Origin of the sequence: Bradyrhizobium sp. B025 (genome assembly GCF_042257955.1) — a bacterium.
GTDB lineage: Bacteria > Pseudomonadota > Alphaproteobacteria > Rhizobiales > Xanthobacteraceae > Bradyrhizobium > Bradyrhizobium diazoefficiens.
This window is the reverse complement of record NZ_CP170150.1, coordinates 8,787,366-8,810,052: the sequence shown is the minus strand read 5'-3', so window position 1 is coordinate 8,810,052 and position 22,687 is coordinate 8,787,366. Positions and strand designations below refer to the sequence as shown.

Sequence of the window (22,687 nt, the reverse complement as noted above, 5' to 3'; positions counted from 1 at the left end):
TGCCTGCGTCACATCTGCGGGAGAGAGCCATGAACATCGCCAGCGTGCGGCGGCCCATCATCCCCCCGACGCCGCCGCGTGCCCCCGACGACATGTCGTTCCTCGGACGGGTCGCTGTGATCAGGCAGAACATGATCGCAACCTGGGGACAGCGCGCCTATGAGGAAGACGTTCTCGAGGGCCGCTTCTTCCTCCATAAGAGCTTCATCCTGAACCGCCCGGACGCGATCCGGCATGTCCTGCTCAGCAATTACGAGAACTACACGCGCACGCCGGCCGGCATTCGCATGCTGCGTCCCGTGCTCGGCGAAGGCCTCCTGATTGCGGAAGGTCATGCCTGGACGTTTCAGCGCCGCACGCTTGCGCCGGCCTTCACGCCGCGCGCCACCGCAAATCTCGTTCCGCACATGACGGCGGTGCTCGACGAGACCATCGCGAAGCTGGATGCGCGCAGCGGCGAGACCGTCGATCTGCGCGAGGCCATGCAGCGCATGACGCTCGAGATCGCCGGGCGCACGATGTTCTCGTTCGGCATGGACCGGCATGGCGCCACCTTGCGCAACTTCGTCGTGGAATATGGCGAGCGGCTGGGACGGCCCTATTTCCTCGACATGCTGCTGCCGGTGTCCTGGCCGAGCCCGATGGATTTTGCCCGCGCCCGTTTCCGCAAGCGCTGGACCGAATTCGTCGCGATGCTGATCGCAGAGCGGCGCGCCGCCGGGAAAAAGGACGGCGCGCCGCCGCGCGACCTGTTCGATCTCATGGACGAGGCGCGCGATCCTGAAACGGGCAAGGGCTTTTCGGACGAGCAGCTTATCGACGAAGTCGCGACCATGATTCTCGCCGGTCACGAAACCACGGCGACCGCGCTGTTCTGGGCGCTCTATCTGCTCGCGCTCGATCCTGATACGCAGGAGGAGGTGGCGTCCGAGACCCGCGGCGAACATCTCGACAGCATGGCCGACATCGATCGCAAGAAATTCACCCGTGCGGTGATCGAAGAAACCATGCGGCTCTATCCGCCCGCCTTCCTGATCGCGCGTGCCGCGCGCGCGAAGGACAATGCGGCTGGAATCGAGATCGGCAGGGGCGACATCATCATGATCGCGCCCTGGCTGCTGCACCGGCACGAAAAGCTGTGGGATCAGCCGAACGCGTTCGTTCCAAAGCGTTTCATGTCGACCGAAGCACCCGACCGTTTTGCCTATTTGCCGTTCGGCGCGGGTCCGCGCGTGTGCGTCGGCGCGCCGTTTGCGCAAGCCGAATCCGTGCTGGCGCTGGCCCGGCTGATCGGTGCGTTTCGCGTCGAGCTGGTCGATACGGTTCCCGTGATCCCGCATGGCGTCGTCACGACCCAGCCGGACCGCTCACCCATGTTCCGAATCACGCGTCGGTGACAGGCGCTCGCCTGGCCGATGGCGTGATCCACCCTAGATAGAGTTACGCCATGAGCGACATCCAGGCCCAGTTTTCCGTTCTGAAGCAGACCGCCGATCCGAAGGCGGTCGATGAGATTGCGCGCCTCATCGAGGACGGCGAGGATCACGAGCTCAACCGCGTCAATGTCCTCGATTTCGCCAGGCAGCATGGTGTCGACGAAGAGCGCGCGATCTCCGCCTTCCTGCATTCGGCGCGGCTCGGGCTGTTCGATCTCGGCTGGAACGTGCTGTGTCCGGGCTGCGGCGGTGTGCTTGGCGCTCACGCGACGCTGAAGGCGCTCAAGCCCGACGACTATCACTGTGCGCTCTGTGCCTGCGGTTACAAGGCCTCCGTCGACGACCAGGTCGAGGTCTCCTTCACCGTGAACCCGCGCGTCCGGCGCATCGCGGCGCACGACCCGGATACGCTTCCGGTATGGGAGTATTTCAAGCAGGTGTTCTGGAGCTCCGGCGTCGACTTCAACAAGGAATCGTTTGCGACGCTGGCCAATGAGGTCACACTGGATACGATGGAGCTGCCGGCCGGCGAGAAGGCGACCATGTCGCTGCAGCTGCCGAACGACTTCATCATCATCTTCGAGCCGGTGACGCACGCCGCTCATTTCATCGACGTCCAGGGCGAGCCGACCAAGGACCGCCAGCAGCTCGCCATCATGTACAACAGGGTGCAGGCGCCGACGGGCACCACGACCATGCGGCCGGGTCCGCTGCGGCTGTCGCTGGAGAACCAGGCCGGCGTACGCGTGCTGCCGTCGGTGTTCATCGCGGCCGAGGCGCTTCATCACCTCATCGGCAAGCGCAAGCCGTTCCTCACCGCCAAGCGGATGCTGTCGAACCAGACGTTCCGCGATGTGTTCAAGGCGGACAATCTCAGTGTCGATCAGCGGCTCCAGATCACGTCCCTGACATTTCTGTTCACGGATCTGAAAGGATCGACCGCGCTCTACGATCGGGTCGGCGATCTCGCCGCCTTCGATCTCGTGCGCGCGCATTTCCATGCGCTGCTCGAGATCATCTCCTCCGAGAAGGGCGCGGTGGTGAAGACCATCGGCGACGCCGTGATGGCGACCTTCGTCCGTCCCGAGCACGCGATCGTCGCGGGCCTGCGGATGCGTGCGGCGATGGACGTGCTCAACAAGCAGCGCGGCACCGCCGATCTCATCGTCAAGATCGGCATCCATGAAGGTCCGTGCCTCGCGGTGATGCTCAACGAGCGGCAGGATTATTTCGGCCAGACAGTCAACATCGCCGCCCGCGTGCAGAGCCTGTCGACCGCGCAGGAGATGCACATCACGGGGGCAGTGCTGGACGCGCCAGCCGTAGCGGAAGTGCTGAAGCAGCGTGAGATCAGGCCGATCCAGAAGCAGGCCGCATTGCGCGGCATCGCCGACAAGATGGTGGTGTACGAGATACCGTGAGCCACCGTCATTCCGGGATGGCCCGAAGGGCCAGACCGGAATCTCGAGATTGTAGCGCGAGATTCCGGGGTCGCGCTTCGCGCGCCCCGGAATGACAGCGAACAGATTGCCGAAACGTAATGCAGCGCGGGGAACTGACGCACGTTGCGCCGGTTGAGTTTCCCGCACATATAATGCTGGTAACGCCGCGCCCCCGCGGCGTCATCGTTTTCGGTAGGACCCCATGCTCGACGGCCTGCGTCAATTCATCGCCGACATTGTTGCTCCCCATGCCGGGGATCGCGCATTCGGCGACAGCGATTATCGGCTGGCGGCGACCGCGTTGCTGGTTCACGTGGTCTCGCTGGACGGCCAGCCGACGGCGACCGAGCAGCGCAAGCTGCACAGCCTGATCGAAAGCCATTTTGGGCTCGATCGCGGCACTGCCGATCGTTTGATCGCCGACGCGACCCAGGTCGAGGGCGAGGCGGTCGACCTCTATCACTTCACCAGCGTCATCATGCGCTCGCTCGACGAAGCGGGCCGCAAGCGCATCGTCCAGATGATGTGGGAGCTGGTCTATGCCGACGGCCAGGTCTCCGAGTTCGAGGACAACGTGGTCTGGCGCGCCTCCGACCTGCTCGGGATTTCCCAGCGCGACCGGATCGACCTGAAGCATGCCGTGGCGGACCGTGCCGGTAACCAGGTGAAGGACGGCGCCGTAGGCGGCTGATTTCGTCCAACACGGGGGATTGCCGGTTGTACAGGCTACATGACGAAACTTTAATGTAGACCCCGGCTGCGGTTATCCCGGATTCATCCGTAAATCCCCGGGTTTTCTGCTCTCCCTGATGCCCGCTCAGGCGGCCATGCTGTCAGCGCCGCTTGCCTGTCGCGTACGGCCTATGCTCTCGTTCCGCCATTGCGGGACTAAAAACTTCAATTCAAGAGACTTCGATCGTGACTGAGCGGGTAACGTTGATCACCGGTGCCTCGGCGGGCATCGGCACGGAGCTGGCGCGGGTGTTCGCCGCGAATGGACACCGTCTGGCGCTGACGGCGCGGCGCGCGGACCGGCTCGAGGCGCTCGCGAACGAGCTCGCCGCCAAGGGCGGCAAGAAGCCGATCGTAATCGCCTGCGACCTCCAGGAAGCTGATGCCGGCGAGAAGATCGCGGCCGCGCTCGCCGCCGAAGATGTCGAGCTCGACCATCTCGTCAACAATGCCGGCTTCGGCGTGTTCGGCGATGCCATCGAGTGCGATCGCGACGAGCAGGTTCGCATCGTCGATGTCAACGTCCGGGCCCTGACCGATCTGTCGCTGCGATTTGCCGATCAGCTCATCAGGAACAAGGGCGGTCTTCTCAATGTCGGCTCGGTCGCCGGCTTTCTGCCCGGCCCCGGCATGGCGGTCTATTACGCGTCCAAGGCCTATGTGATTTCTCTCACCGAGGCCTTGCGGGCGGAGCTCGCGCCGCGCGGCGTCCGCGTCACCGTACTTTGCCCGGGTCCGGTGCCTACCGAATTCCAGGCGCGCGCCGGCGTCGGCTCCGGACACAATACGGCCCTTCTCAATGTTCCTGCCTCCGATGTTGCACGGGAGGCCTATCGTGGGCTGATGGCAAATAAACGGGCAGTGCTGCCGGGTCTCGGCATCAAGATTGTGCCGTTCGCGCTGCGTTTCTTCCCGCGCGGCTTCATCCTGTCCGCCACCAGCCGATTCCAGCGGCAGAGACGCTGAAGAACGCTCGAAGCCTGTCGTGGCCCGGAGCTTGCTTTCCTGATCGGTGTCGCGTGTGCGCAAACTCACACGATGTTAACCATCGCTTAGCTATGCTGGCGGTCTGAACCGATAGCATTTGGAAAGGCAATGTCGTTCCGGACGGACAGGTTTGGTGGCGCGGAATTGGTGCCCTTCCCGAAGAGAAGGGCCCTTGGCGCATCTGCTGCTCGTCCCGAAGCCCGGTTGCCGGTTCTGATTGTCCTGCACCAGGAATCCTCGACGCCCGGCCGGGTCGGCAATGCGCTGCGCGCGCTCGGCCATCGTCTCGACATCCGCCGTCCCCGCTTTGGCGATCCGCTTCCGGAGACGCTCGATCAGCATGCCGGCGCCGTAGTCTTTGGCGGCCCCATGAGCGCCAACGATCCCGACGACTACATCCGCCGCGAGATCGACTGGATCGAAATTCCGCTTCGCGAACAGCGGCCGTTCCTCGGCATCTGTCTCGGTGCGCAGATGCTGGCGATGCAGCTCGGCGCCCGCGTCGCGCCGCATGCGGAGGCACTGACCCAGATCGGCTACTATCCGATCCGCCCGACGGCCGCGGGCTACGCGCTCTGTCCGGCCTGGCCGGCGCAGGTCTATCACTGGCACCGCGAGGGTTTCGAGCTGCCGGCCGGCACTGAGCTGCTTGCGGAAGGCGACGATTTTCCGGTGCAGGCGTTCCGTGCGGGCCATGCCTTCGGCGTGCAGTTTCATCCTGACGTGACCTACGCCATGATGCATCGCTGGACCACGCGCGGCTATGACGGGTTCAGCGCGCCCGGTGCGCGCGAGCGGCATCATCATTTCGCGGACCGTGCCGTGTACGATGCCGCGGAACGCGCCTGGCTCGATCACTTCATCAATGGCTGGCTGGCGCGCCGGCCGCTGCTGGCGCAAGCCGCCGAGTGATCGCGCCTTCGCGCAAGCCCTTGCCTCATCCCTGGATATGCTAGGCTCGCTGACAACGAGCGCGCGCGAACGCGTGCCGGCAGACAAAGGGAGAGCGTCATGGCCTATGAACACATTCTCTATGAGGTGCGCGACAAGGTCGCGACCATCACGCTCAATCGCCCGGACCGCATGAACGCGTGGACGCCGACAATGGAGCGCGACGTGCGCCATGCGATGGAAGCATCAAGCGCCGACGACAATGTCCGCGTCATCGTGCTCACCGGCGCGGGCCGCGCCTTCTGCGCCGGCGCCGACATGGATGCGCTGAAAGGGCTCGACCCCGATGACGTCAGGCGCGCATCGAGCCTGCCGCCCTTCGACATGAATCGTCGGCCCGACTGGCAGACGCGCTACGGCTTCTATCCGTCGATCGGCAAGCCCGTCATCGCCATGCTCAACGGCGCGACCGCGGGCATCGGCCTCGTCCACGCGCTCTATTGCGACCTGCGCTTCGCCGCCGACAACACCGTGTTCACCACCGCCTTCGCGCGGCGCGGACTCATCGCCGAGCACGGCATCAGCTGGATGCTGCCGCGCATCGTCGGCCATGCCAACGCGATGGATCTGTTGCTCTCGGCGCGCCGTGTTTCGAGCGACGAGGCGCTGCGGATCGGGCTGGTCAACCGCCTGTGCTCGCCGGAGAAGCTCCGCGAGGAAACCTACGCCTATGCGCGCGACCTCGCCGACTTCGTCTCGCCGAGCGCGATGGCCGTGATCAAGCGCCAGCTCTACGAGGTGCCGTTCCAGACGCTGGCCGAGGCAACGATCGAGGCCAACCGGGAGATGATGGTGGCGCTCGGCGGCAGCGATTTCCGGGAGGGCGTGGCAAGCTTCATGGAGAAGCGGCCGCCGAGGTTTACGGGGAGGTAGGGGGGAGAGGTCTTCGGATGGAGCCCGCCGTCGCCCCGTGGGCTATGGCGTGGCAGCCTTCGCTACGAGCGGGCTTGCCGAGCCGAAGCAGGCGCAGCCTGCGAAGGCTGGTGGAGCCAGGCGGGATCGAACCGCCGACCTCGTCATTGCGAACGACGCGCTCTCCCAGCTGAGCTATGGCCCCGTTTGTTGGCCGCCCTGGTAAACGCGGCCGACAACCGGGCGCCATTTAAGTCCCTGCCAAGGTCAAGTCAAGGACGGGCGTAACCCGGTTTTAGCCATTCCTGCGTCCGAACTTCCCTTGTTTGGGCCGGGGGGAACCGATATCTAGCAAAAGGCGTCAATCCCGACCGCAGCCAGAGTTTTCAAAAGCCAGAGTCTTCAAAAGCCATGCGTGCCGTTCTCGACATCGTCATCATCGTGCTCGACCTCTACGTCTGGCTGCTGATCGCCTCCGCGATCCTGTCCTGGCTGATCGCTTTCAACGTGGTGAACACCCGCAACCAGTTCGTTTCGGCGGTTGCGGAGTTCCTCTACCGGATCACCGAGCCGGTGCTGGCGCCGATTCGCAATTTCCTGCCCAGCCTCGGCGGCCTCGACATCTCGCCGATCATCCTGATCCTGCTCATCATGTTCATCGAGCGGGTGATCCTGTATTACATCTACCCGAACGTCATCTAAGCAGGCAGGAGCGCCTTGGTCGCGAAAGAGGCCTTCAAGGAACCCTGGCGTTACTCGGCTGCAGGAATCAGCATCGCGCTGCGGGTGACGCCGCGCGGCGGCCGCGACGACATCGACGGGATCGAGCAGCTGGCCGATGGCCGCAGCGTGCTCAAGGTGCGGGTGCGCGCGATCGCCGATGGCGGCGAGGCCAACAAGGCCGTTTTGGTCCTGCTGGCGAAATCGCTTGGTGTCCCCAAGGCCAGCGTAAGACTCCTGTCCGGAGCAACCTCGCGGCTGAAGCAGATCGCGGTCGACGGCGATCCGGCGCGGCTCGGCGAGACCTTGCGCCAACTCGCATCCGCCAAATCGAAAGACCAAGGGAACTGACATGACGGCCAAGATCATCGATGGAAAAGTCATTGCCGCGGACCTCCGGGCGCGCGTGGCCGACGAGGTTGCCCGCGTCAAGCGCGAGCACAATCTGGTGCCGGGCCTTGCGGTGGTCCTGGTCGGCAACGACCCGGCGAGCGAGGTCTATGTCCGCTCCAAGGGCACCCAGACGCAGGCGGCCGGCATGGCCTCGTTCGAGCACAAGCTGCCGGCTGACGTCTCGCAAGCGGACTTGCTGGCCGTCGTCGCAAAGCTCAACCGCGATCCCGCCGTGCACGGTATTCTTGTCCAGCTGCCGCTGCCGAAGGGCCTCAACACCGAGGCCGTCATCAACGCCATCGATCCCGCCAAGGATGTCGACGGCCTGCATCCGAACAATGCCGGTCGTCTCGCTGGCGGTTTCGAAGCGCTGTCGCCCTGCACGCCGCTCGGCTCCATCATTTTGACCAAGAGCGTCCATCCCTCGCTCGAGGGCTTGAACGCCATCGTCATCGGCCGCTCCAACCTGGTCGGCCGGCCGCTGGTGCAATTGCTGCTGAACGAGAACGCCACGGTGACCATCGCGCATTCGCGCTCGCGCGATTTGCCGGGCCTCGTGAAGCGCGCCGATCTCGTCTACGCCGCCGTCGGCAAGCCGGAGATGGTGCGCGGCGACTGGCTGAAGCCCGGCGCGACCGTGATCGACATCGGCATCAGCCGGATTCCGAAGGAGGACGGCAAGACGCGCCTTGTCGGCGACGTCGCCTATCAGGAAGCGCTCGGCGTTGCCGGTGCCATCACGCCGGTGCCCGGCGGCGTCGGCCAGATGACGGTGGCGTGCCTGCTCGTGAACACGCTGCGCGCGGCCTGCGCAATCGCCGGGCTGCCGAAGCCGGCGGTGTAGGTAAACTCTCGTGCCCCGGACGCAGCGCAGCGCTTCTTCAGCGGTGCGCTGCTGAGCCGGGGCCCAGTGGCGGCATGGGTCCCGGCTCAGCGTCGCGTCATTTCATGCCGCGCCGCGTCCGGGACACAGAAGCTCAGCCCTTCTTCTTCTTCTCGCGCTCGATGCCCTCGAGGATCAGCTTGTGCGCGTCCTCCGGGCCGCCCCAGCGCAGGATCTTCACCCACTTGCCCTTCTCGAGATCCTTGTAGTGCTCGAAGAAGTGCTGGATCTGCTGCAGCGTGATGTCGGGCAGGTCGGAGTACGACTTCACCTTGTCGTAGCGCTGCGTCAGCTTCGACGACGGCACCGCCAGGATCTTCTCGTCGCCGCCGGCTTCGTCTTCCATGAACAGCACGCCGACCGGGCGTACGCTCATGACGGCGCCGGGGATGATGGCGCGGGTGTTGATGATCAGCACGTCGCAGGGGTCGCCGTCGTCCGACAACGTGTGCGGGATGAAGCCGTAGTTACCGGGGTAACGCATCGGCGTGTACAGGAAGCGGTCGACCACCAGCGTGCCGGCCTCCTTGTCCATCTCGTATTTGATCGGTTCGCCGCCCACGGGGACTTCGATGATGACATTGACGTCCTGTGGGACGTTTTTCCCGATCGAGATAGCATCGATACGCATTCAAGGCTCCGTTGTTGCCGAGGTTAAATCGCGCCCGGCAGCGATTTTGGCGCTGTCATACGCGGGCTTGGCCCCCCAATCCATCGTGTTTTTTTGAAATAATGAATCCGGCGAACACCGGCTCAAGCGGCAAACGGTATCGACGGATGGGAAACGCTGCCGGCTAGGCTTTCAGCAGCTCAATTGGTCCAAGCGAAGGCAACCTTGTCGAGCGACTTCGGCCCGAATCGTTCCGAAGAACGCGCCACCATGCGGCCGCCCAGGGCCCGGTAGAACTCGGTCGCCGGATCGTTGTCCGAGAGCGCCCACACGACCATGCTCTTCAGCCCGCTCTGCATCAGGTCGCGGCGAGCGGCGGCGAACAGGCGACGGCCAAAGCCGAGGCCCTGGAATTCGGGGCGCAGATAGAGCTCGTAGATCTCGCCGTCGAAGTGCAGGCTGCGGGCACGGTTACGGCCGTAATTGGCATAGCCTGCGATCTTGTCGCCGAACACCAGTACGCTGACGCGGCTGCCCTTGCGGATCGCGCTGTCCCACCACTGCGGACCGCGGCGGTTGATCAGCTTCTCCAGCTCGGCGCCGGGAATGATGCCCTGATAGGCCGAGCGCCAAGCTTCGTCATGGGTTGACGCCACCGCAGTTGCATCTGCAGCTTTGGCCGGCCGGACCTCGATCAGGGTTGTGCTCATGGACACGATCAAACCAAGTCGCCGCGTCGGCGGCAAGACCTATCGTTAATTATCGGTTAACCTGTGGACTTTCTGCATCAGTATTTCAACTGTGTTGTACCGAAAGAGGACAAGGCGCTGCCCTGAACGGCAACGGAGTGCCAAGCGTCGGTGCAAAACTCGGTTGCGGCAACCAATGAACGGCGATGGCAACGCAGAAAGTCCGCCCAGGATGATTCGTTCCCGTTAGTCTGGCCTTCGTTGTCCGTGCTCGCCTCCGGCAATTCATGCGGCTCTTCAACATCCTTGCGCTCCTGCCTCTGCTGGCTTTGCTGACCGCGCCGCCTCTGTGCGCCCAGGTCACGTTCGGTGCGTCGGGCGAGGAAGGCGAGCCGTTTCGCCGGCAGGAATGGCGTGTACCCTCGCCGGATGCCGGCATCGCCGCGCATGCGCTGCTGTTTCGCCCGTTCGGTGCCGGTCCATTTCGACTCGCGGTCGTCGCGCATGCTTCGACGCAGAACGGCTTGCGTCGTGCACAAATGCCGCAGCCGGAATACCGCGCGCTCGCAGCGTTCCTCGTCGCGCGCGGCTTTGCCGTGCTGGTGCCGGAACGGCTCGGCCATGGTGCGACCGGTGGCCGCTATGTCGAAGACCAGGGTGGCTGTGACGAAGCGGATTACGCGCGCGCGGGTCGTGCGACCGCCGAAGAAATTTCGCTGGCACTGGACCATTTGCGGAAGCAGGATTTCATTCGCAAGGATGCCGCGATCGTGATCGGCCATTCCGCCGGCGGCTGGGGCGCGCTGGCGCTCGCCAATGCCGAGCCCAAGACGATCTCGGCGATCACAGTGATTGCGCCGGGGCGCGGCGGCCATGCCAATGACGAACCGAACCGGATCTGTGCGCCCCATGCGCTTCTCGCGGCCGCCGCTGAATTCGGCAAGGCGGCGCGCATTCCCGTCACATGGCTCGTTGCGAGCAATGACAGCTATTTTCCGCCGGTATTTTCGAAGTCGCTGGCAGATGCATTTCGCGGCGGTGGCGGCAAGGTCGATTTCCGCGCACTGCCCGCGGTGGGCGGCGAGGGGCACTGGATGATCGAGACCGAAGCCGGCGTCAAAGCCGCCGGCGGCGAGCTCGAGCATGCGCTGAAGACGAAACCATGACGTTGTATTTCCTGGTCAAATACCTGCACGTGCTCGGCGCCATCGTCATCCTCGGCACCGGAACCGGCATCGCCTTCTTCATGCTGATGGCGCATCGAACGCACGACGCAGACTTCATTGCGCGCACCGCCTCGGTGGTGGTGATTGCCGACGCGATCTTCACGCTGTCGGCCGTGATCCTGCAGCCGGTCAGCGGTGGCCTGCTGATGATGCTCTCGGCGACGTCGTTCACGGAGCGTTGGCTGCTCGCGTCGCTCGCACTCTATGCCATCGCGGGCCTGTTCTGGATCCCTGTCGTCTTCATGCAGATCGAGATGCGCGATCTCGCGCGCAAGGCTTCCGAGCAGCACGCCGCGCTGCCGGAGCGTTACTTCGTCCTGTTCCGCCGCTGGTTCGCGTTCGGCTTCCCCGGCTTCGGCGCGACGATGCTCATCCTCTGGCTGATGGTCGCCAAGCCGTTTTGAGGGAATGATGAACCAGCGAACCATCCTGGTGCTCGGCGCCTCCGGCCTGATCGGCCGCTTCGTCACCGACGATCTGCGCGCGCGGGGCTTTCGCGCCGTCGGCGTGGCGCGCAGCCTGTCGCCGGCGCAGAAGATGGGCGCGCTCGATATCGAGCTTCCGATCCTATCGCTCGATGCGGCCGCGCTGACGCGCCTGCTGCGCGAGCATGCGGCGGATGTCGTCGTGAATTGCCTCGGCGTGCTCCAGGATGGGCCCGGCAGCGACACAAGCGCCGTGCACCGGGATTTCGTCGCGCGTCTGCTTCAGGCGATCGGCGACAGCGGCCGCGCGATCCGGCTGGTGCACATCTCGATTCCGGGAATGGCCGAAGCCGACCGCACCGCTTTCGCGACAACCAAGCGCGAGGCCGAGCGATTGATCGCGGCCTCCGGCATCGCCCATGCCATCCTGCGGCCCGGCTTCGTGGTCGCGCCGTCAGCCTATGGCGGCAGCGCCATGCTGCGCGCGCTCGCCGCCTTCCCGCTCGACTTGCCGGGTGCGGAGATGGCGACGCCGTTCCAGCCCGTCGCCGTCGAGGATATCGCTGCCACCATCGCCTGGCTCGCCGCGCGTGATATCGACGATGCATCCGTGATATCAGTGTGCTGGGACCTGATGCTATCGGAGCCGGTCACTATGGCCGGAATCATCAAGCAGTTTCGGATCGCGTTCGGCACGGCCGGTTGGCCGCGGGTCGCGATGCCGACCTTGATGCTCGATCTCGGCGCGAAAATCGGCGATCTCGCCAATTATCTCGGCTGGATGCCGCCGATGCGCTCCACCGCCATAGCCGAGCTGCGCCGCGGCGTGCGAGGCGATCCCTCGGCCTGGATCGCCGCCACGGGCATCGTGCCGAAAACGCTGGCTGAAGTGATCGGACGTCATCCCGCCACCATCCAGGACAAATGGTTCGCGCGGCTGTTTCTGATCAAGGCGCTGATCTTCGCGAGCCTGGTCGCGTTCTGGGTCGTCTCCGGCTTCATCGCGCTGTTCGTCTCCTACCGCGCCGCCGCCGGCATCCTGAGCGCGCACAATTTTGCGCCTGCGCTGGTCGATCCCATCACCATCGGCACCAGCCTGATGGACATGAGCATCGGCGTGCTGATCGCGTTCCGACGTACGGCTGCGGTCGGGTTGGTCGCGGGCATCGTCGCCTCGCTCGGCTATATGTTCGGTGCCGCGATCCTGACGCCAGATCTCTGGATCGAGCCGCTCGGTGCGCTTGTGAAGACGGGGCCGGCGATCGTGCTGATGCTCGTCGCACTGCTGATGCTGGATAACCGCTGATGCCAAAATGGCCCGACGACGATGTGATCCTGTTCGACGGCGTCTGCATCTTCTGCTCGCGCTGGGTGCGCTTCGTCGCCAAGCGCGACACGGCGAAGAGGTTTCGTTTCACGCCGATCCAGTCGGACTATGGGGCGCGCTTGGCGCGCACGTTCGGCATCGACCCTGGGGATCCCGACACCAACGCCGTGATCCACGGCGGCGAGGTGTTCATGAAGTCGGATGCAGCGCTGACGGTGCTGTCGCAGCTTCCCGATTGGGGCTGGGTACGCGCGTTGTTCGCGGTACCGAAGCCGCTGCGGGATCCCGTCTACAGCCTCATCGCGCGCAACCGCTACCGCATTTTTGGGAAGTATGAGGCGTGCTTTGTGCCGGATGCAGATTTGCGAGCACGGGTGATTGAGTAATTCGTCATTGCTTCGCTGCGCTCGCAATGACGGAGTTTGCGGTTATGGCTTGCGCAGAGCCGCCAGCACTTCCTTCGCCGCCCGTTCCCCGCCGTCCCGCGCCCCATGCGCCGTGGTGAAGAAAGTCGGCGACGTCGCCTCTCCGGCGAAGAACAACCGGCCATCCACCGGCGCGGCCAGCACCGCGCGGTCACCTGCATGTCCGGGCAGCGCGTGCGAATACGATCCCCGCGCGAACGGATCATGCGCCCAGCGCGATTCGCACAGCGGCTTCAGCTTGTGGCGGATGTCGTTGCCGAGGAAGCTGGCGATCTCGTCGATGCTCTGCGCGGCGATGGCGCCTTCGCCGGCGTCTTCCAGTTCTCTCGCAAAGCTGCCGCCGAAAAAGCCTTCGATGCAGGGCTGGCCGAACGGGCGGATGTGGTAGGTGCCCATCGCGGTGCGCATGGTGGCGCCGCGCAGGTTGCCTTCCCTAGGGAACGCTTCGGCATCGCCAAGCGCCAGCGTCACCTTGTCGTCGACGCCGAGCGGCAGGCCGGCGGCGGCATCGACCTTGGCCGGGAGCAGTGGCGAGAAGCGGATCGCCTCATCGGCGATCAGATTGGTCGGCACGGTCACGATCACCTTGCCGGCGGTCAGCGTGCCCCGCGACGTCTCGAGGCGGATGCGCGGGCCGGAATGATCGATCAGCGTGACCATGCAGTTCAGTGCCACCGGGCAGGGCGCGCCATACGCCACAACCAGGGCGCCATAGCCGCGGCGGACGCGCCAGTTGAGGTTGGTGTCCTCATAGGCGTCCCAGTCCAGCGTTGACATGTCCTTGAGTTCGCAGCCGTTGATATAGGTCGAGATCGCGTCGATCATGGGATTCCAGCGATTGCCGGGCTCGAGGCTCAGGCTCGCGGGCTCGTCCTTGCCCTTTTGCGCGGCCTGCCAGAGGCGCTCGTAGAACGCGTCCATCGCCTGCATGAACTCGTCGCGCTGGCTTTGCGGAAACGCGTTGCCGAAGGCGCGCTCGCGCCAGGGCGGCAGGTCCTTGTTGACCTCGAAATCGAGCTGCCTTGCGATTGCGACGAAGGAGTTTTGGTCCGCCGAATGCAGCCAGCCGCAGCCGACGTCGAACGTCACCTCGGGCGAGGCCTGCACGGTCCACGCCCGGCCGCCGAGCCGGTCGCGGGCCTCCAGCACGATGGCGGAGAGGCCGGAGCCCGCCAGCGCGTGCGCTGCGCCGAGCCCGGCAGCACCGGCGCCGATGATCGCGACATCAACGGAGGAGGGAAGGGAGCTCATGGGCGGGCTCTAGCACGTTCGCTGGATGTGCTGAAGCCGCCACAAGTCAGCTGTCATCACCCGCCCTGTGCGCGCTTGCGCACTGGAGCGGGTGACCCAGTATTCCAGAGGCGGGAGTGACGCTCCGTAGGGTGGGCAAAGGCGCTCTTGCGCCGTGCCCACCATTGCCGACCGGGACTTCAAGTGGTGGGCACGCTACGCTTTGCCCACCCTACGGCACAACGGCGTGCGGTAGCTTACGCCACCGCTTCCTTGGACTTCTCCGCGCGCTTGCGCTCGTTCGGGTCGAGGTGCTTCTTGCGCAGGCGGATCGACTTCGGGGTGACCTCGACGAGCTCGTCGTCCTCGATATAGGCGAGCGCCTTTTCCAGGGTCATGCGGATCGGCGGGGTCAGGCGCACGGCTTCGTCCTTCGACGTCGTGCGGATGTTGGTGAGCTGCTTGCCCTTGAGCACGTTGATCTCGAGATCGTTGTCGCGGGTGTGCTCGCCGACGATCATGCCCTTGTAGACCTTCCAGCCCGGCTCGATCATCATCGGGCCGCGGTCTTCCAGCTTGAACATGGCGTAGGCCACGGCCTCGCCCTGGTCGTTGGAGATCAGCACGCCGTTGCGGCGGCCCTGGATCTCGCCCTTGTACGGGGCGTAGCCGTGGAACAGGCGGTTCATGATCGCGGTGCCGCGGGTGTCGGTGAGCAGCTCGCCCTGGTAGCCGATCAGGCCGCGGGTCGGCGCGTAGAACACCAGGCGCAGGCGGTTGCCGCCGGACGGCTTCATCTCGATCAGCTCGGCCTTGCGCTCGCTCATCTTCTGCACGACGACGCCGGAGTGCTCCTCGTCGACGTCGATCACGACTTCCTCGATCGGCTCCATGGTGGCGCCGGTGGCCTCATCCTTCTGGTACACGACGCGCGGGCGCGACACCGAGAGCTCGAAGCCCTCACGGCGCATGGTCTCGATCAGGATCGCGAGCTGCAATTCGCCGCGGCCCGAGACTTCCATCGCGTCCTTGTCGGCGGCCTCGACGACGCGCAGCGCGACGTTGCCTTCGGCTTCACGGAGCAGACGGTCGCGGATCATGCGGCTCGTCACCTTGTCGCCTTCGGTGCCGGCGAGCGGGGAATTGTTGACGATGAAGGACATCGACACGGTCGGCGGATCGATCGGCTGTGCCGGCAGCGGCACCTCGACGGTCGGATCGCAGAAGGTGTCGGCGACGGTGCCCTTGGTCAGGCCCGCGATGGCGACGATGTCGCCGGCTTCGGCTTCATCGAGCGGCGTGCGCTCAAGGCCGCGAAACGCCAGGATCTTGGTGATGCGCCCGGTCTCGACCAGCTTGCCGTCGGCATGCAGCACCTTGACCTGCTGGTTCGGTTTGAGCACGCCGGAGGAGATGCGGCCGGTGATGATGCGGCCGAGATAGGGGTTGGCCTCCAGGATGGTGCCGATCATCCTGAACGGACCTTCCTCGACCGTCGGCGGCGCGACGTGGCGCAGGATCAGGTCGAACAGCGGCTCCATGCCCTTGTCCTGCGGACCCTCGGGGCTCTCGGCCATCCAGCCCTGCTTGGCCGATCCGTAGAGGATCGGGAAGTCGAGCTGCTCCTCGCTGGCGTCGAGCGCCGCGAACAGGTCGAACACCTCGTTGATGACTTCGGTCGGGCGCGCGTCGGGGCGGTCGACCTTGTTGATGACGACGATCGGCTTGAGGCCGACCTTCAGCGCCTTGGAGACCACGAACTTGGTCTGCGGCAGCGGGCCTTCTGCGGCGTCCACCAGCACCAGCGCGCCGTCCACCATGTTGAGGATGCGCTCGACCTCGCCGCCGAAATCGGCGTGGCCGGGGGTGTCGACGATGTTGACTCGGGTGTCCTTCCACTGCACCGAGGCCGCCTTGGCCAGAATGGTGATGCCGCGCTCACGCTCCAGATCGTTGGAGTCCATGGCGCGATCCGTCACCTTCTGGTTCTCGCGGAACGTGCCGGACTGCTGGAGGAGTTTGTCGACCAGGGTCGTCTTGCCGTGGTCGACGTGGGCGATGATGGCGACGTTGCGGAGGTTCATGAGTGAGCTTCTTTGCGTTCGAACAATGGGTTAAGCGCGATCTCGCCGGCCAGACCGGGACCTCTTCTCGAAACAACGCTGGAAGACTGGAAACGGGCGCTTTCCGCCCAAAAAGGGAAGCCCGGTCTATCGACCGGGCACCCTGCGCGTTGCGGCGCAATATATGCAAAAACCGCCAAAAAACAATGTGTTCTTTGCCGGTTGGTTGACTGAATTTTGTCCGGGAATTCCCGGGGCTTAGGGCTGGGTTCCGGGATGGGCGGGGGCCTTTCGCCCCTTGATCGCCGCCCAGATCAGGACGACGCCCCCGATGCCGACGACCAGCCCCAGGAAGACCAGCGGGGCGATGTCGGAATCGATCTTGCCCCCCTCGGATATGGAGATTCCGCCGAACAGGAGTGCGCAGAGACCCGGAAGCAGCAGGATGACCCCGGAGATCGCCATGAGCGCGGTCAGGCAGCCGCCGCGCTGCGGCGGGGCGGCCGGAGGAGGCGGGGGGGCGATGTTGCTCATGAGGAGGCGACACTCTTGTCAGGGCTTGGGCGGGCTCGCCGCGCGGATGAACAGGAAGATCGCAAATCCGACCAGGACCAATCCAATCAGGACAAAGGGGGCACCTTGGCCGCCGAATGCCAGGAAGCACAGGCCGGGGAAAAGCAGCACCACGCCGGCGATCACCATGAAAGCGGTCAGGCGCCCGTCGCGCCGTGGCGGCGCCATCGGAGGCGCGTCCCCTTGCGGCGTCGGAGTCGGAGGAGGCGTGCCGGTGTCGCTCATCGCGGCACCTCCTCGCTTTGGCGTGCCTCGCGATACGTCTCGCCAGCCAGTGCAGCGCGGATGCCGTCGATCTTTCCGTTGCGATAGAACAGATTGTAGGTGTCGAACGGAATGATCGCGCCCTGCTCCGTGACGAAATGGATGCAGGACCGCTTGACGTCGCCGACGCAGAAATTGAAGCGGTCGAGAAACTGCACGATGGTGACGCGGAACACGTTCTCGTAAGAAAGTCCTTCCGGCACCTCGAAGCTCGGCAGGCAGCACAAGAGCTCGCAAACGCGCTCGGAGGTGTTGAGCGGGCCCGACGACAGTGAGAACAAATCGACGAATTTCTCCCGCAGCATCGGATATTTCTCCGGGCTGATGGTGTTGGGCATCACCGCAACCAGCTGCTCCTGCGGGATCAGCGAGGTCAGCGGCAGCACCTTCTCGCCTTTGCGCAGGCCGTAGCCGATCGAGATGCTTTCGGGGTTGCAGGGCAGCGGGATCATGTCCTTGTCGCCGAACACGCCGGTCTCGACCACGCGGTTGCGAATCTCCGACAGCATGATGCGGTCGGTATTCTTGTCGAAGTTCTCGTTGCGGCCGGCATCCTGCACCGGCTGGAGCGTGACGCCGCGCACGCATTTCCAGGTCAGCGCGTGACGCACGATGTCGCCGATCTCGGCATCATTGACGCCGCGCTTGATGGTCGCCACCAGCGTGGTCGATACGCCGTAATGCTCGAGGTTCTCCAGCGCCTGCTGGCGGATCTTGCGCAAATCCGCGCCGCGCAGATTGATCAGTGGATCGCGCTGCAGCGAATCGAACTGGAGATAGACCTCCAGCCCGCGCTTGTTCTCGGCGAGCCGCGCCACGAAATCCTTTTCGCGGGCAATGCGCAGGCCGTTGGTGTTGATCATGACATGGCGGATCGGGCGGGCGCGCACGGCGTCCAGGATCGCGAAGAAGTCCGGGTGCAATGTCGGCTCGCCGCCGGAGATCTGCACGAGGTCGGGTTCGCCCTCGCTGGCAACCAGCGCGTCGAGCATCTTCTCCACCGTCGCGAGCGGGGTGAATTTGGTCCGCGTTGGCGCGGATTCGGCGAAGCAGACCGGGCAGGTGAGATTGCAGTGCTCGGTGATCTCGATCAGCGCGAGGCAGGAATGCTGCTCGTGATCCGGGCAGAGGCCGCAATCATAGGGGCAGCCGAATTCGGTGCGGTGCTGGAATTGCAGCGGGCGGTCGCCCGGCTTGATGAAATCCTTGCACAGACGCCAATAGGCCGCGTCGGTGGACACGAGCGTCGACTGAACACCATGCTCCTTGCACCGCTTTTCGTACCAGACCTCGTTGTCGAGGATCTGGATCTTGGTCGGCACCAGCTTCAGGCAGGTCTCGCAGAGGGACTGGGTCTGGCCCCAGAAGATGTAGGGACGCGACTTACGCAACGGCGCGTTCATGCACAGGTCTCGCTTTGGGCGCCGTCGCCAGCATGATTGCGGCGTAGAGGAGGATGGACAGCGACAGCAGGTGAAACAGCGTGAGGGGGCCGATCAGCGTGCCGTAGGGCTTGAGGAATTCCCACAGGAAGCGCTGCGCTCCATAGTAGAGCAGAACCAGGTAGAAACCATTGGTGATCGCGAATGCGTTCCGGTTCAAGACCGCCAGCACATAGAGCAGCGCGAACACGCCCATCGCGGCGCTCTCGTAGAGCTGCACGGGATGGCGGAGAATGCCGTCGCCGAAATCATGGCCCCAGGGCAATGCCGTCGGCGTGCCGTAGGTGAAATCGTCGAGGCCCGCGAAATAGCAGCCGAGCCGCCCGATCGCGATGCCGAGGGCCAGCGGCAGCGCAAACCGCGCGCCCGTGCGCAGGGCGATGCCTGCGGTCCTTTTGTAGAGCTCGACCGCCACGATGCCGCCGGCAAGCGCGCCCTCGACCGAGCGCGCAATGCCGCTCTCGCCCGACAGCCACAGATTGGCGGACCCGAACAGATAGGCGCCAATGCCGGCGCCGAACACCAGCGCGGCGATGTAGGGCAGCTCGAAGGATTGCGCCGGAAACCGCAAGCCTTGTCGCGACAGCCAGTAAACCGCCGCACCCGCCGCCAGCCACGCCGCAACATCGAAGACAGTGTGAAGGAATGCCCCGCTCATGCGGAGCGAGTATAGCACGGCGGACGTGCGGTGTCGCACGCCGGCATCCTTTCATGGAGCGCAGGGCTATCGCATGTGGTGTGCACGATGCGGCGGCACCGGCGCTCGGCTCCCTCCCCCGCTTGCGGGGGAGGGCTGGGGTGGGGTGTCTCCGCGTCGGGATTGCCTGGGATTGCGGAGGACGTCCCTGCGTGGTGAGAGCCCTCACCCGCCGCGCTCGGGACGATGCTTCGCATCGCCCGGGGCGCGTCGGCCTCTCCCGCAAGCGGGAGAGGCGAAGCAAGCCCGCGGACTATCCTCGTGAAATCCACATGCGATTGCTCTGCATGGAGCGGGAGGTCAGGGGGATCGGGAGCGCGCCGGAGAGGGTCAGCCCGTGCTGCTCGCCTCCTCCGTCGGGTAGACGCCGCGCAGCACTTCCTCGAAATGGGTCTTCACCGCCTCGTTGCAGAGGCAGGCGCGCAGGCGCAGGCGGTCGCGGTCGCGGACCAGGATCGAGCCGCGCCGCGTGTCGAGGATGCCGTCGGCCCTGAACGACTGGAGCACGCGGCTCGCATAGCTGCGCCCCACCCCGAGCAGCGTCGCAAGCTGCTCATGCGTCAGCGGCACGCTGCTCTCGTCGCCGGTGCGCTCCATCGCCGCCAGGATCCATTTCGCCGTGCGCTGCTCGATCGAGTGGATGGCGTTGCAGGCGGTGGACTGGAAGATCTGCGCTAGCATGCAATCGGCGTAGCGGGCGAAGATGTTGCGCAGCGTGGGCGAGCGCAGCTTGGCCGCCTCCAATTTGCCGACGTGGATGCGCGCAAACGGCCCGCCGAATTTCACGCAGATGCGGGTGTAGGCCGGCAGAAATCCCTCGCTGACGATGCCGCCGACCGCGCCTTCGCGGCCGACCAGGATGGTCTCGACGTCGCGGCCGTCTTCGTTGGGAACGAGAAAGGTCGCAAGCGACGGCCCGCACGGAAAGTGCACGACCTGGACATCGTCTCCGGGACTGTAGAGCAGCTCGTTGGCCGCGGCATCGTCAACGATGACGTGTGGCGCGAGCAGCGCATAGTCGGCCGGACTCAAGCGTCGCAGCAGATTGTTGGCCGGCCGGCTGCCGACCTCCGTCGCCTTCCCGATACGCGCGTCCATCGTAAATCCCTGCTCTCCTTTCAGCACGAGCGAGTCTCGATCGCTGGCCGTGTGCACAAGTGGACAGACGTCAAAACTGTTCTGTGGTGAGTTTCGTTCCGGGAACCCTCCGATGCGCTGGGCGCAGGCGTCGGAATGCGGCTGTCCTTGATCGGTAAGAACATGCAGCCCTCGATAGCCAGGATCATGATACCTGCTTCCCCGGACGGTTCGTCCGACGTCCCCGCCGATGTCCTGATCGTCGAGGACGATCCGATCATCGCGATCGACTTCGAGGACCGCCTGCTCGGATTTGGCGTGACGAGCGTGCGCACCGTGGGTTCGGTGGCGCAGGCGCTGGCCGCGATCGCGGCGCGCGCGCCCGACTTCGCGCTGCTCGACGTCGAGCTCAGCCGCGAGAACAGCTTTGCCGTCGCCGAGCGGCTGGCGGCCCTGAAGATTCCCTTCGTCTTCGTCACCGGCTATGGCGCCGAGACACGGATCGCTTCGGATTTCGTCAACCGGCCGCGTTTGCAAAAGCCGTGCTCGAGCGATGCGCTCGAGGCCGCGCTACGGTCGCGCGGCTCATGACGCTCCGCTCTGGCTGAAGCGACTCAAGCGAGCTTCGGATCCAGCGTCGTCGACCACAGCGCGACGTCGGTGCGGTCGCGCAGGGTCACCGTCATCTGGCCGGAGGCGCCGTCGATCTTGACGTGACCGAAGAACTGCATGCCGGCCGACGGCGGCAGGTTCTGGCTGTCCTTGCCCGGCGCCTTGACGAAGCGCACCTCAGGCCCAAACGTGTTGTCGAGCGCGTTCGGACCGAAGGTGCCTGCGTGCAGCGGGCCGGAGACGAATTCCCAGAACGGCTCGAAATCCTGGAATTGCGCCTTGTTCGGGTCGTAGTAATGCGCGGCGGCGTAATGTACGTCCGCGGTCAGCCACACCGTGTTGCTGATCGGCGCCATCTTGATGAAGCGCAGGATGTCGGCGATCTCGAACTCGCGGCCACGCACCGGGCCGTCGCCCTGAGCGATCGCTTCCGATCCGCCCTTCGGCGTGTCCGAGACGACGAGGCTGAGCGGCATGTCGGAGGCGATCACCTTCCAGGTCGCACGCGAGTTGAGGAGACCGCGCTTGAGCCAGGCGATCTGGTCCGGGCCGAGGAAATAGCTGGCGGGGCCGTATGCGGTTTCGAGATTGGCGCCGTTGGGGCCGCGATAGCTGCGCTCGTCGAGCACGAACACGTCGAGATGCGGGCCGTAGGAGATCTGCCGATAGACGCGGCCCGGCTCATTGATGCTCTCGCGCATCGGATACATCTCGTGGAAGGCGCGGCCCGCGCGCGCTGCGAGCAGCGCGATGTCGCGCACCTTGTAGGTCGCCGGGAGCTCCTTTGACAGCGACCAGTTGTTGGTCACCTCGTGGTCATCCCATTGCACGAAGATCGGTACTTCGGCATTGAAGGCGCGGAGGTTCGCGTCGGTGAGATTGTATTTGTGCGCGGCGCGGTACTCGTCCAGCGTCTCGGCCACCTTGGCCTTCTCGGGGATGGTGACGTTCTTCCAGGTCTTGCCGTCGGCGAGCTTCACCTCGGATTCAATCGGGCCGTCGGCATAGATCGTATCGCCCGAGTGCAGGAAGAAATCCGGACGATGCTTGCGCATCGCGGAGAAGGTGAACATGCCGCCGTCATCGGGATTGATGCCCCAGCCTTGACCTGCGACGTCGCCGCCCCAGACGAAGCTGACGTCGCGGCGGTCGGCCGGCGCGGTGCGGAAGCGGCCGACCACCGGCTCGCCCTCGATCGCGCCGTGCGAGAGATCGCGGAAGCGGACGCGATAGAAGATGTCCTGCCCGCCCGGCTGATTTTCGATCAGCATCTTCGCGGTGAAATCGCTTTCGGGCAGCGCCGCGATCGGTGGCAGCGCGCGCGCGTCCTTGAACGACTCCGTCGTCGCCACCTCGACCAGCATCTGCGAGGGGCGATCGGCGCGCGCCCAGACCACGCCGCCGTCGACCGTGACGTCGCCCGACTGCACGCCATGGGTGACGGCCGGCCGGTCGGCAGCGCGCGACAGATAGGGCATTGCGATTGCGCCAAGCGCACCGGTGCTGGTGGCGAGGAAACGGCGGCGGGAGAATTTGATGTTCATGGTGGATTCGCTGGTTGTCTTAGGCGCATCTGGCGCTGTCATTCCGGGACGGTCCGAAGGACCGGACCCGGAATCTCGAGATTCCGG

The 22,687-nt window shown here is 65.0% G+C and carries 24 protein-coding genes and 1 tRNA gene; 14 read left to right on the top strand and 11 right to left on the bottom strand.

All coding sequences use genetic code 11. The annotated features are described in order from the left end of the window. Positions 1-29 precede the first annotated feature (29 nt). From ACE10W_RS41705 to ACE10W_RS41680, 6 genes are all read left to right on the top strand, one after another. Positions 30-1,397 (top strand): cytochrome P450, encoded by a 1,368-nt coding sequence (locus ACE10W_RS41705; protein ID WP_304549740.1) that lies wholly within the window; start codon positions 30-32, stop codon positions 1,395-1,397. A 50-nt stretch (positions 1,398-1,447) separates the two neighbouring features. Next, entirely contained in the window at positions 1,448-2,857 is a 1,410-nt protein-coding gene (locus tag ACE10W_RS41700) for an adenylate/guanylate cyclase domain-containing protein (protein ID WP_304549738.1), read from the top strand. 223 nt (positions 2,858-3,080) lie between these two features. After that, positions 3,081-3,569 carry a TerB family tellurite resistance protein gene (locus ACE10W_RS41695; RefSeq protein WP_011083384.1) on the top strand — a complete coding sequence of 163 codons (489 nt, stop codon included), beginning with the start codon at positions 3,081-3,083 and terminating at the stop codon, positions 3,567-3,569. Between the two features lie 227 nt (positions 3,570-3,796). Next, positions 3,797-4,576, top strand: a complete 780-nt coding sequence (locus ACE10W_RS41690; protein WP_304549735.1) for an SDR family oxidoreductase — start codon at positions 3,797-3,799, stop codon at positions 4,574-4,576. Between the two features lie 129 nt (positions 4,577-4,705). After that, on the top strand, positions 4,706-5,509 hold the full coding sequence (locus tag ACE10W_RS41685; RefSeq protein ID WP_060909665.1) for a glutamine amidotransferase: 804 nt from the start codon (positions 4,706-4,708) through the stop codon (positions 5,507-5,509). A gap of 99 nt (positions 5,510-5,608) precedes the next feature. Continuing rightward, positions 5,609-6,421, top strand: a complete 813-nt coding sequence (locus ACE10W_RS41680; RefSeq protein WP_011083381.1) for an enoyl-CoA hydratase — start codon at positions 5,609-5,611, stop codon at positions 6,419-6,421. Positions 6,422-6,529: 108 nt separating this feature from the next. Here ACE10W_RS41680 and ACE10W_RS41675 read toward each other — a convergent pair. Next, positions 6,530-6,605 (bottom strand) — tRNA-Ala (locus ACE10W_RS41675). A 206-nt stretch (positions 6,606-6,811) separates the two neighbouring features. Between ACE10W_RS41675 and ACE10W_RS41670 the strand changes: the two genes are divergently transcribed. From ACE10W_RS41670 to ACE10W_RS41660, 3 genes are read left to right on the top strand one after another with little or no spacing between them, the layout of a single operon-like run. Further along, on the top strand, positions 6,812-7,102 hold the full coding sequence (locus ACE10W_RS41670; RefSeq protein WP_007598721.1) for a YggT family protein: 291 nt from the start codon (positions 6,812-6,814) through the stop codon (positions 7,100-7,102). Between the two features lie 15 nt (positions 7,103-7,117). Then, positions 7,118-7,471 carry a DUF167 domain-containing protein gene (locus ACE10W_RS41665; protein WP_060909667.1) on the top strand — a complete coding sequence of 118 codons (354 nt, stop codon included), beginning with the start codon at positions 7,118-7,120 and terminating at the stop codon, positions 7,469-7,471. A gap of 1 nt (position 7,472) precedes the next feature. Next, complete coding sequence (locus ACE10W_RS41660; protein WP_011083379.1) at positions 7,473-8,357, top strand: bifunctional methylenetetrahydrofolate dehydrogenase/methenyltetrahydrofolate cyclohydrolase; 885 nt, start codon at positions 7,473-7,475, stop codon at positions 8,355-8,357. 133 nt (positions 8,358-8,490) lie between these two features. Here the strand turns inward: ACE10W_RS41660 and ppa are convergent, their stop codons facing one another. Both ppa and ACE10W_RS41650 read right to left on the bottom strand, forming a co-directional pair. Then, positions 8,491-9,027: an inorganic diphosphatase gene (ppa, locus tag ACE10W_RS41655; protein WP_011083378.1), complete on the bottom strand. Its 537-nt coding sequence runs from the start codon at positions 9,025-9,027 to the stop codon at positions 8,491-8,493. A 179-nt stretch (positions 9,028-9,206) separates the two neighbouring features. Next, entirely contained in the window at positions 9,207-9,716 is a 510-nt protein-coding gene (locus tag ACE10W_RS41650; RefSeq protein ID WP_008136728.1) for a GNAT family N-acetyltransferase, read from the bottom strand. Between the two features lie 266 nt (positions 9,717-9,982). Between ACE10W_RS41650 and ACE10W_RS41645 the strand changes: the two genes are divergently transcribed. The 4 genes from ACE10W_RS41645 to ACE10W_RS41630 are packed head-to-tail and all read left to right on the top strand — an operon-like array spanning position 9,983 to position 13,059. Beyond that, on the top strand, positions 9,983-10,861 hold the full coding sequence (locus ACE10W_RS41645; RefSeq protein ID WP_304549708.1) for a S9 family peptidase: 879 nt from the start codon (positions 9,983-9,985) through the stop codon (positions 10,859-10,861). Continuing rightward, entirely contained in the window at positions 10,858-11,325 is a 468-nt protein-coding gene (locus ACE10W_RS41640) for a DUF2269 domain-containing protein (RefSeq protein WP_304549706.1), read from the top strand. Before ACE10W_RS41645 ends, ACE10W_RS41640 begins: the two co-directional genes overlap by 4 nt. Before the next feature lie 7 nt (positions 11,326-11,332). Continuing rightward, entirely contained in the window at positions 11,333-12,652 is a 1,320-nt protein-coding gene (locus tag ACE10W_RS41635; protein ID WP_304549704.1) for an SDR family oxidoreductase, read from the top strand. Then, complete coding sequence (locus ACE10W_RS41630; RefSeq protein ID WP_304549702.1) at positions 12,652-13,059, top strand: thiol-disulfide oxidoreductase DCC family protein; 408 nt, start codon at positions 12,652-12,654, stop codon at positions 13,057-13,059. Before ACE10W_RS41635 ends, ACE10W_RS41630 begins: the two co-directional genes overlap by 1 nt. Before the next feature lie 42 nt (positions 13,060-13,101). On the opposite strand, the gene ACE10W_RS41625 is transcribed toward ACE10W_RS41630, so the two are convergent. From ACE10W_RS41625 to ACE10W_RS41595, 7 genes are all read right to left on the bottom strand, one after another. Beyond that, positions 13,102-14,349 carry an NAD(P)/FAD-dependent oxidoreductase gene (locus ACE10W_RS41625; protein ID WP_304549700.1) on the bottom strand — a complete coding sequence of 416 codons (1,248 nt, stop codon included), beginning with the start codon at positions 14,347-14,349 and terminating at the stop codon, positions 13,102-13,104. Between the two features lie 236 nt (positions 14,350-14,585). Next, the gene (gene typA / locus ACE10W_RS41620; RefSeq protein ID WP_304549698.1) at positions 14,586-16,412 is read right to left on the bottom strand and encodes a translational GTPase TypA; all 1,827 of its coding nucleotides are present in this window, start codon (positions 16,410-16,412) and stop codon (positions 14,586-14,588) included. A 237-nt stretch (positions 16,413-16,649) separates the two neighbouring features. Next, entirely contained in the window at positions 16,650-16,925 is a 276-nt protein-coding gene (locus ACE10W_RS41615; protein WP_304549696.1) for a hypothetical protein, read from the bottom strand. An 18-nt stretch (positions 16,926-16,943) separates the two neighbouring features. Then, the gene (locus tag ACE10W_RS41610; RefSeq protein ID WP_028174932.1) at positions 16,944-17,189 is read right to left on the bottom strand and encodes a hypothetical protein; all 246 of its coding nucleotides are present in this window, start codon (positions 17,187-17,189) and stop codon (positions 16,944-16,946) included. Next, positions 17,186-18,631, bottom strand: coding sequence for a radical SAM protein (locus tag ACE10W_RS41605; RefSeq protein WP_304549695.1), 1,446 nt, complete (start codon positions 18,629-18,631; stop codon positions 17,186-17,188). Before ACE10W_RS41605 ends, ACE10W_RS41610 begins: the two co-directional genes overlap by 4 nt. Then, positions 18,612-19,328: a prolipoprotein diacylglyceryl transferase gene (locus ACE10W_RS41600; protein WP_060912813.1), complete on the bottom strand. Its 717-nt coding sequence runs from the start codon at positions 19,326-19,328 to the stop codon at positions 18,612-18,614. The genes ACE10W_RS41605 and ACE10W_RS41600 overlap by 20 nt, the downstream gene beginning before the upstream one ends. Before the next feature lie 369 nt (positions 19,329-19,697). Beyond that, positions 19,698-20,465: a Crp/Fnr family transcriptional regulator gene (locus ACE10W_RS41595; RefSeq protein WP_161532755.1), complete on the bottom strand. Its 768-nt coding sequence runs from the start codon at positions 20,463-20,465 to the stop codon at positions 19,698-19,700. Between the two features lie 186 nt (positions 20,466-20,651). Here ACE10W_RS41595 and ACE10W_RS41590 point away from each other — a divergent pair, with 186 nt between their 5' ends. After that, positions 20,652-21,035: a response regulator gene (locus ACE10W_RS41590; RefSeq protein WP_171901168.1), complete on the top strand. Its 384-nt coding sequence runs from the start codon at positions 20,652-20,654 to the stop codon at positions 21,033-21,035. A 23-nt stretch (positions 21,036-21,058) separates the two neighbouring features. Here ACE10W_RS41590 and ACE10W_RS41585 read toward each other — a convergent pair whose 3' ends face one another. Then, positions 21,059-22,600, bottom strand: coding sequence for an alkaline phosphatase (locus ACE10W_RS41585; RefSeq protein WP_304549691.1), 1,542 nt, complete (start codon positions 22,598-22,600; stop codon positions 21,059-21,061). Positions 22,601-22,687 lie beyond the last annotated feature (87 nt).

Coding starts and splice junctions, on each gene's coding strand:
- ACE10W_RS41705 (WP_304549740.1), top strand. CDS start 30: ATGAACATCGCCAGCGTGCGGCGGCCCATCATCCCCCCGACGCCGCCG.
- ACE10W_RS41700 (WP_304549738.1), top strand. CDS start 1,448: ATGAGCGACATCCAGGCCCAGTTTTCCGTTCTGAAGCAGACCGCCGAT.
- ACE10W_RS41695 (WP_011083384.1), top strand. CDS start 3,081: ATGCTCGACGGCCTGCGTCAATTCATCGCCGACATTGTTGCTCCCCAT.
- ACE10W_RS41685 (WP_060909665.1), top strand. CDS start 4,706: ATGTCGTTCCGGACGGACAGGTTTGGTGGCGCGGAATTGGTGCCCTTC.
- ACE10W_RS41680 (WP_011083381.1), top strand. CDS start 5,609: ATGGCCTATGAACACATTCTCTATGAGGTGCGCGACAAGGTCGCGACC.
- ACE10W_RS41670 (WP_007598721.1), top strand. CDS start 6,812: ATGCGTGCCGTTCTCGACATCGTCATCATCGTGCTCGACCTCTACGTC.
- ACE10W_RS41660 (WP_011083379.1), top strand. CDS start 7,473: ATGACGGCCAAGATCATCGATGGAAAAGTCATTGCCGCGGACCTCCGG.
- ppa (WP_011083378.1), bottom strand. CDS start 9,027: ATGCGTATCGATGCTATCTCGATCGGGAAAAACGTCCCACAGGACGTC.
- ACE10W_RS41650 (WP_008136728.1), bottom strand. CDS start 9,716: ATGAGCACAACCCTGATCGAGGTCCGGCCGGCCAAAGCTGCAGATGCA.
- ACE10W_RS41645 (WP_304549708.1), top strand. CDS start 9,983: ATGCGGCTCTTCAACATCCTTGCGCTCCTGCCTCTGCTGGCTTTGCTG.
- ACE10W_RS41640 (WP_304549706.1), top strand. CDS start 10,858: ATGACGTTGTATTTCCTGGTCAAATACCTGCACGTGCTCGGCGCCATC.
- ACE10W_RS41635 (WP_304549704.1), top strand. CDS start 11,333: ATGAACCAGCGAACCATCCTGGTGCTCGGCGCCTCCGGCCTGATCGGC.
- ACE10W_RS41630 (WP_304549702.1), top strand. CDS start 12,652: ATGCCAAAATGGCCCGACGACGATGTGATCCTGTTCGACGGCGTCTGC.
- ACE10W_RS41625 (WP_304549700.1), bottom strand. CDS start 14,349: ATGAGCTCCCTTCCCTCCTCCGTTGATGTCGCGATCATCGGCGCCGGT.
- typA (WP_304549698.1), bottom strand. CDS start 16,412: ATGAACCTCCGCAACGTCGCCATCATCGCCCACGTCGACCACGGCAAG.
- ACE10W_RS41615 (WP_304549696.1), bottom strand. CDS start 16,925: ATGAGCAACATCGCCCCCCCGCCTCCTCCGGCCGCCCCGCCGCAGCGC.
- ACE10W_RS41610 (WP_028174932.1), bottom strand. CDS start 17,189: ATGAGCGACACCGGCACGCCTCCTCCGACTCCGACGCCGCAAGGGGAC.
- ACE10W_RS41605 (WP_304549695.1), bottom strand. CDS start 18,631: ATGAACGCGCCGTTGCGTAAGTCGCGTCCCTACATCTTCTGGGGCCAG.
- ACE10W_RS41600 (WP_060912813.1), bottom strand. CDS start 19,328: ATGAGCGGGGCATTCCTTCACACTGTCTTCGATGTTGCGGCGTGGCTG.
- ACE10W_RS41595 (WP_161532755.1), bottom strand. CDS start 20,465: ATGGACGCGCGTATCGGGAAGGCGACGGAGGTCGGCAGCCGGCCGGCC.
- ACE10W_RS41590 (WP_171901168.1), top strand. CDS start 20,652: ATGATACCTGCTTCCCCGGACGGTTCGTCCGACGTCCCCGCCGATGTC.
- ACE10W_RS41585 (WP_304549691.1), bottom strand. CDS start 22,600: ATGAACATCAAATTCTCCCGCCGCCGTTTCCTCGCCACCAGCACCGGT.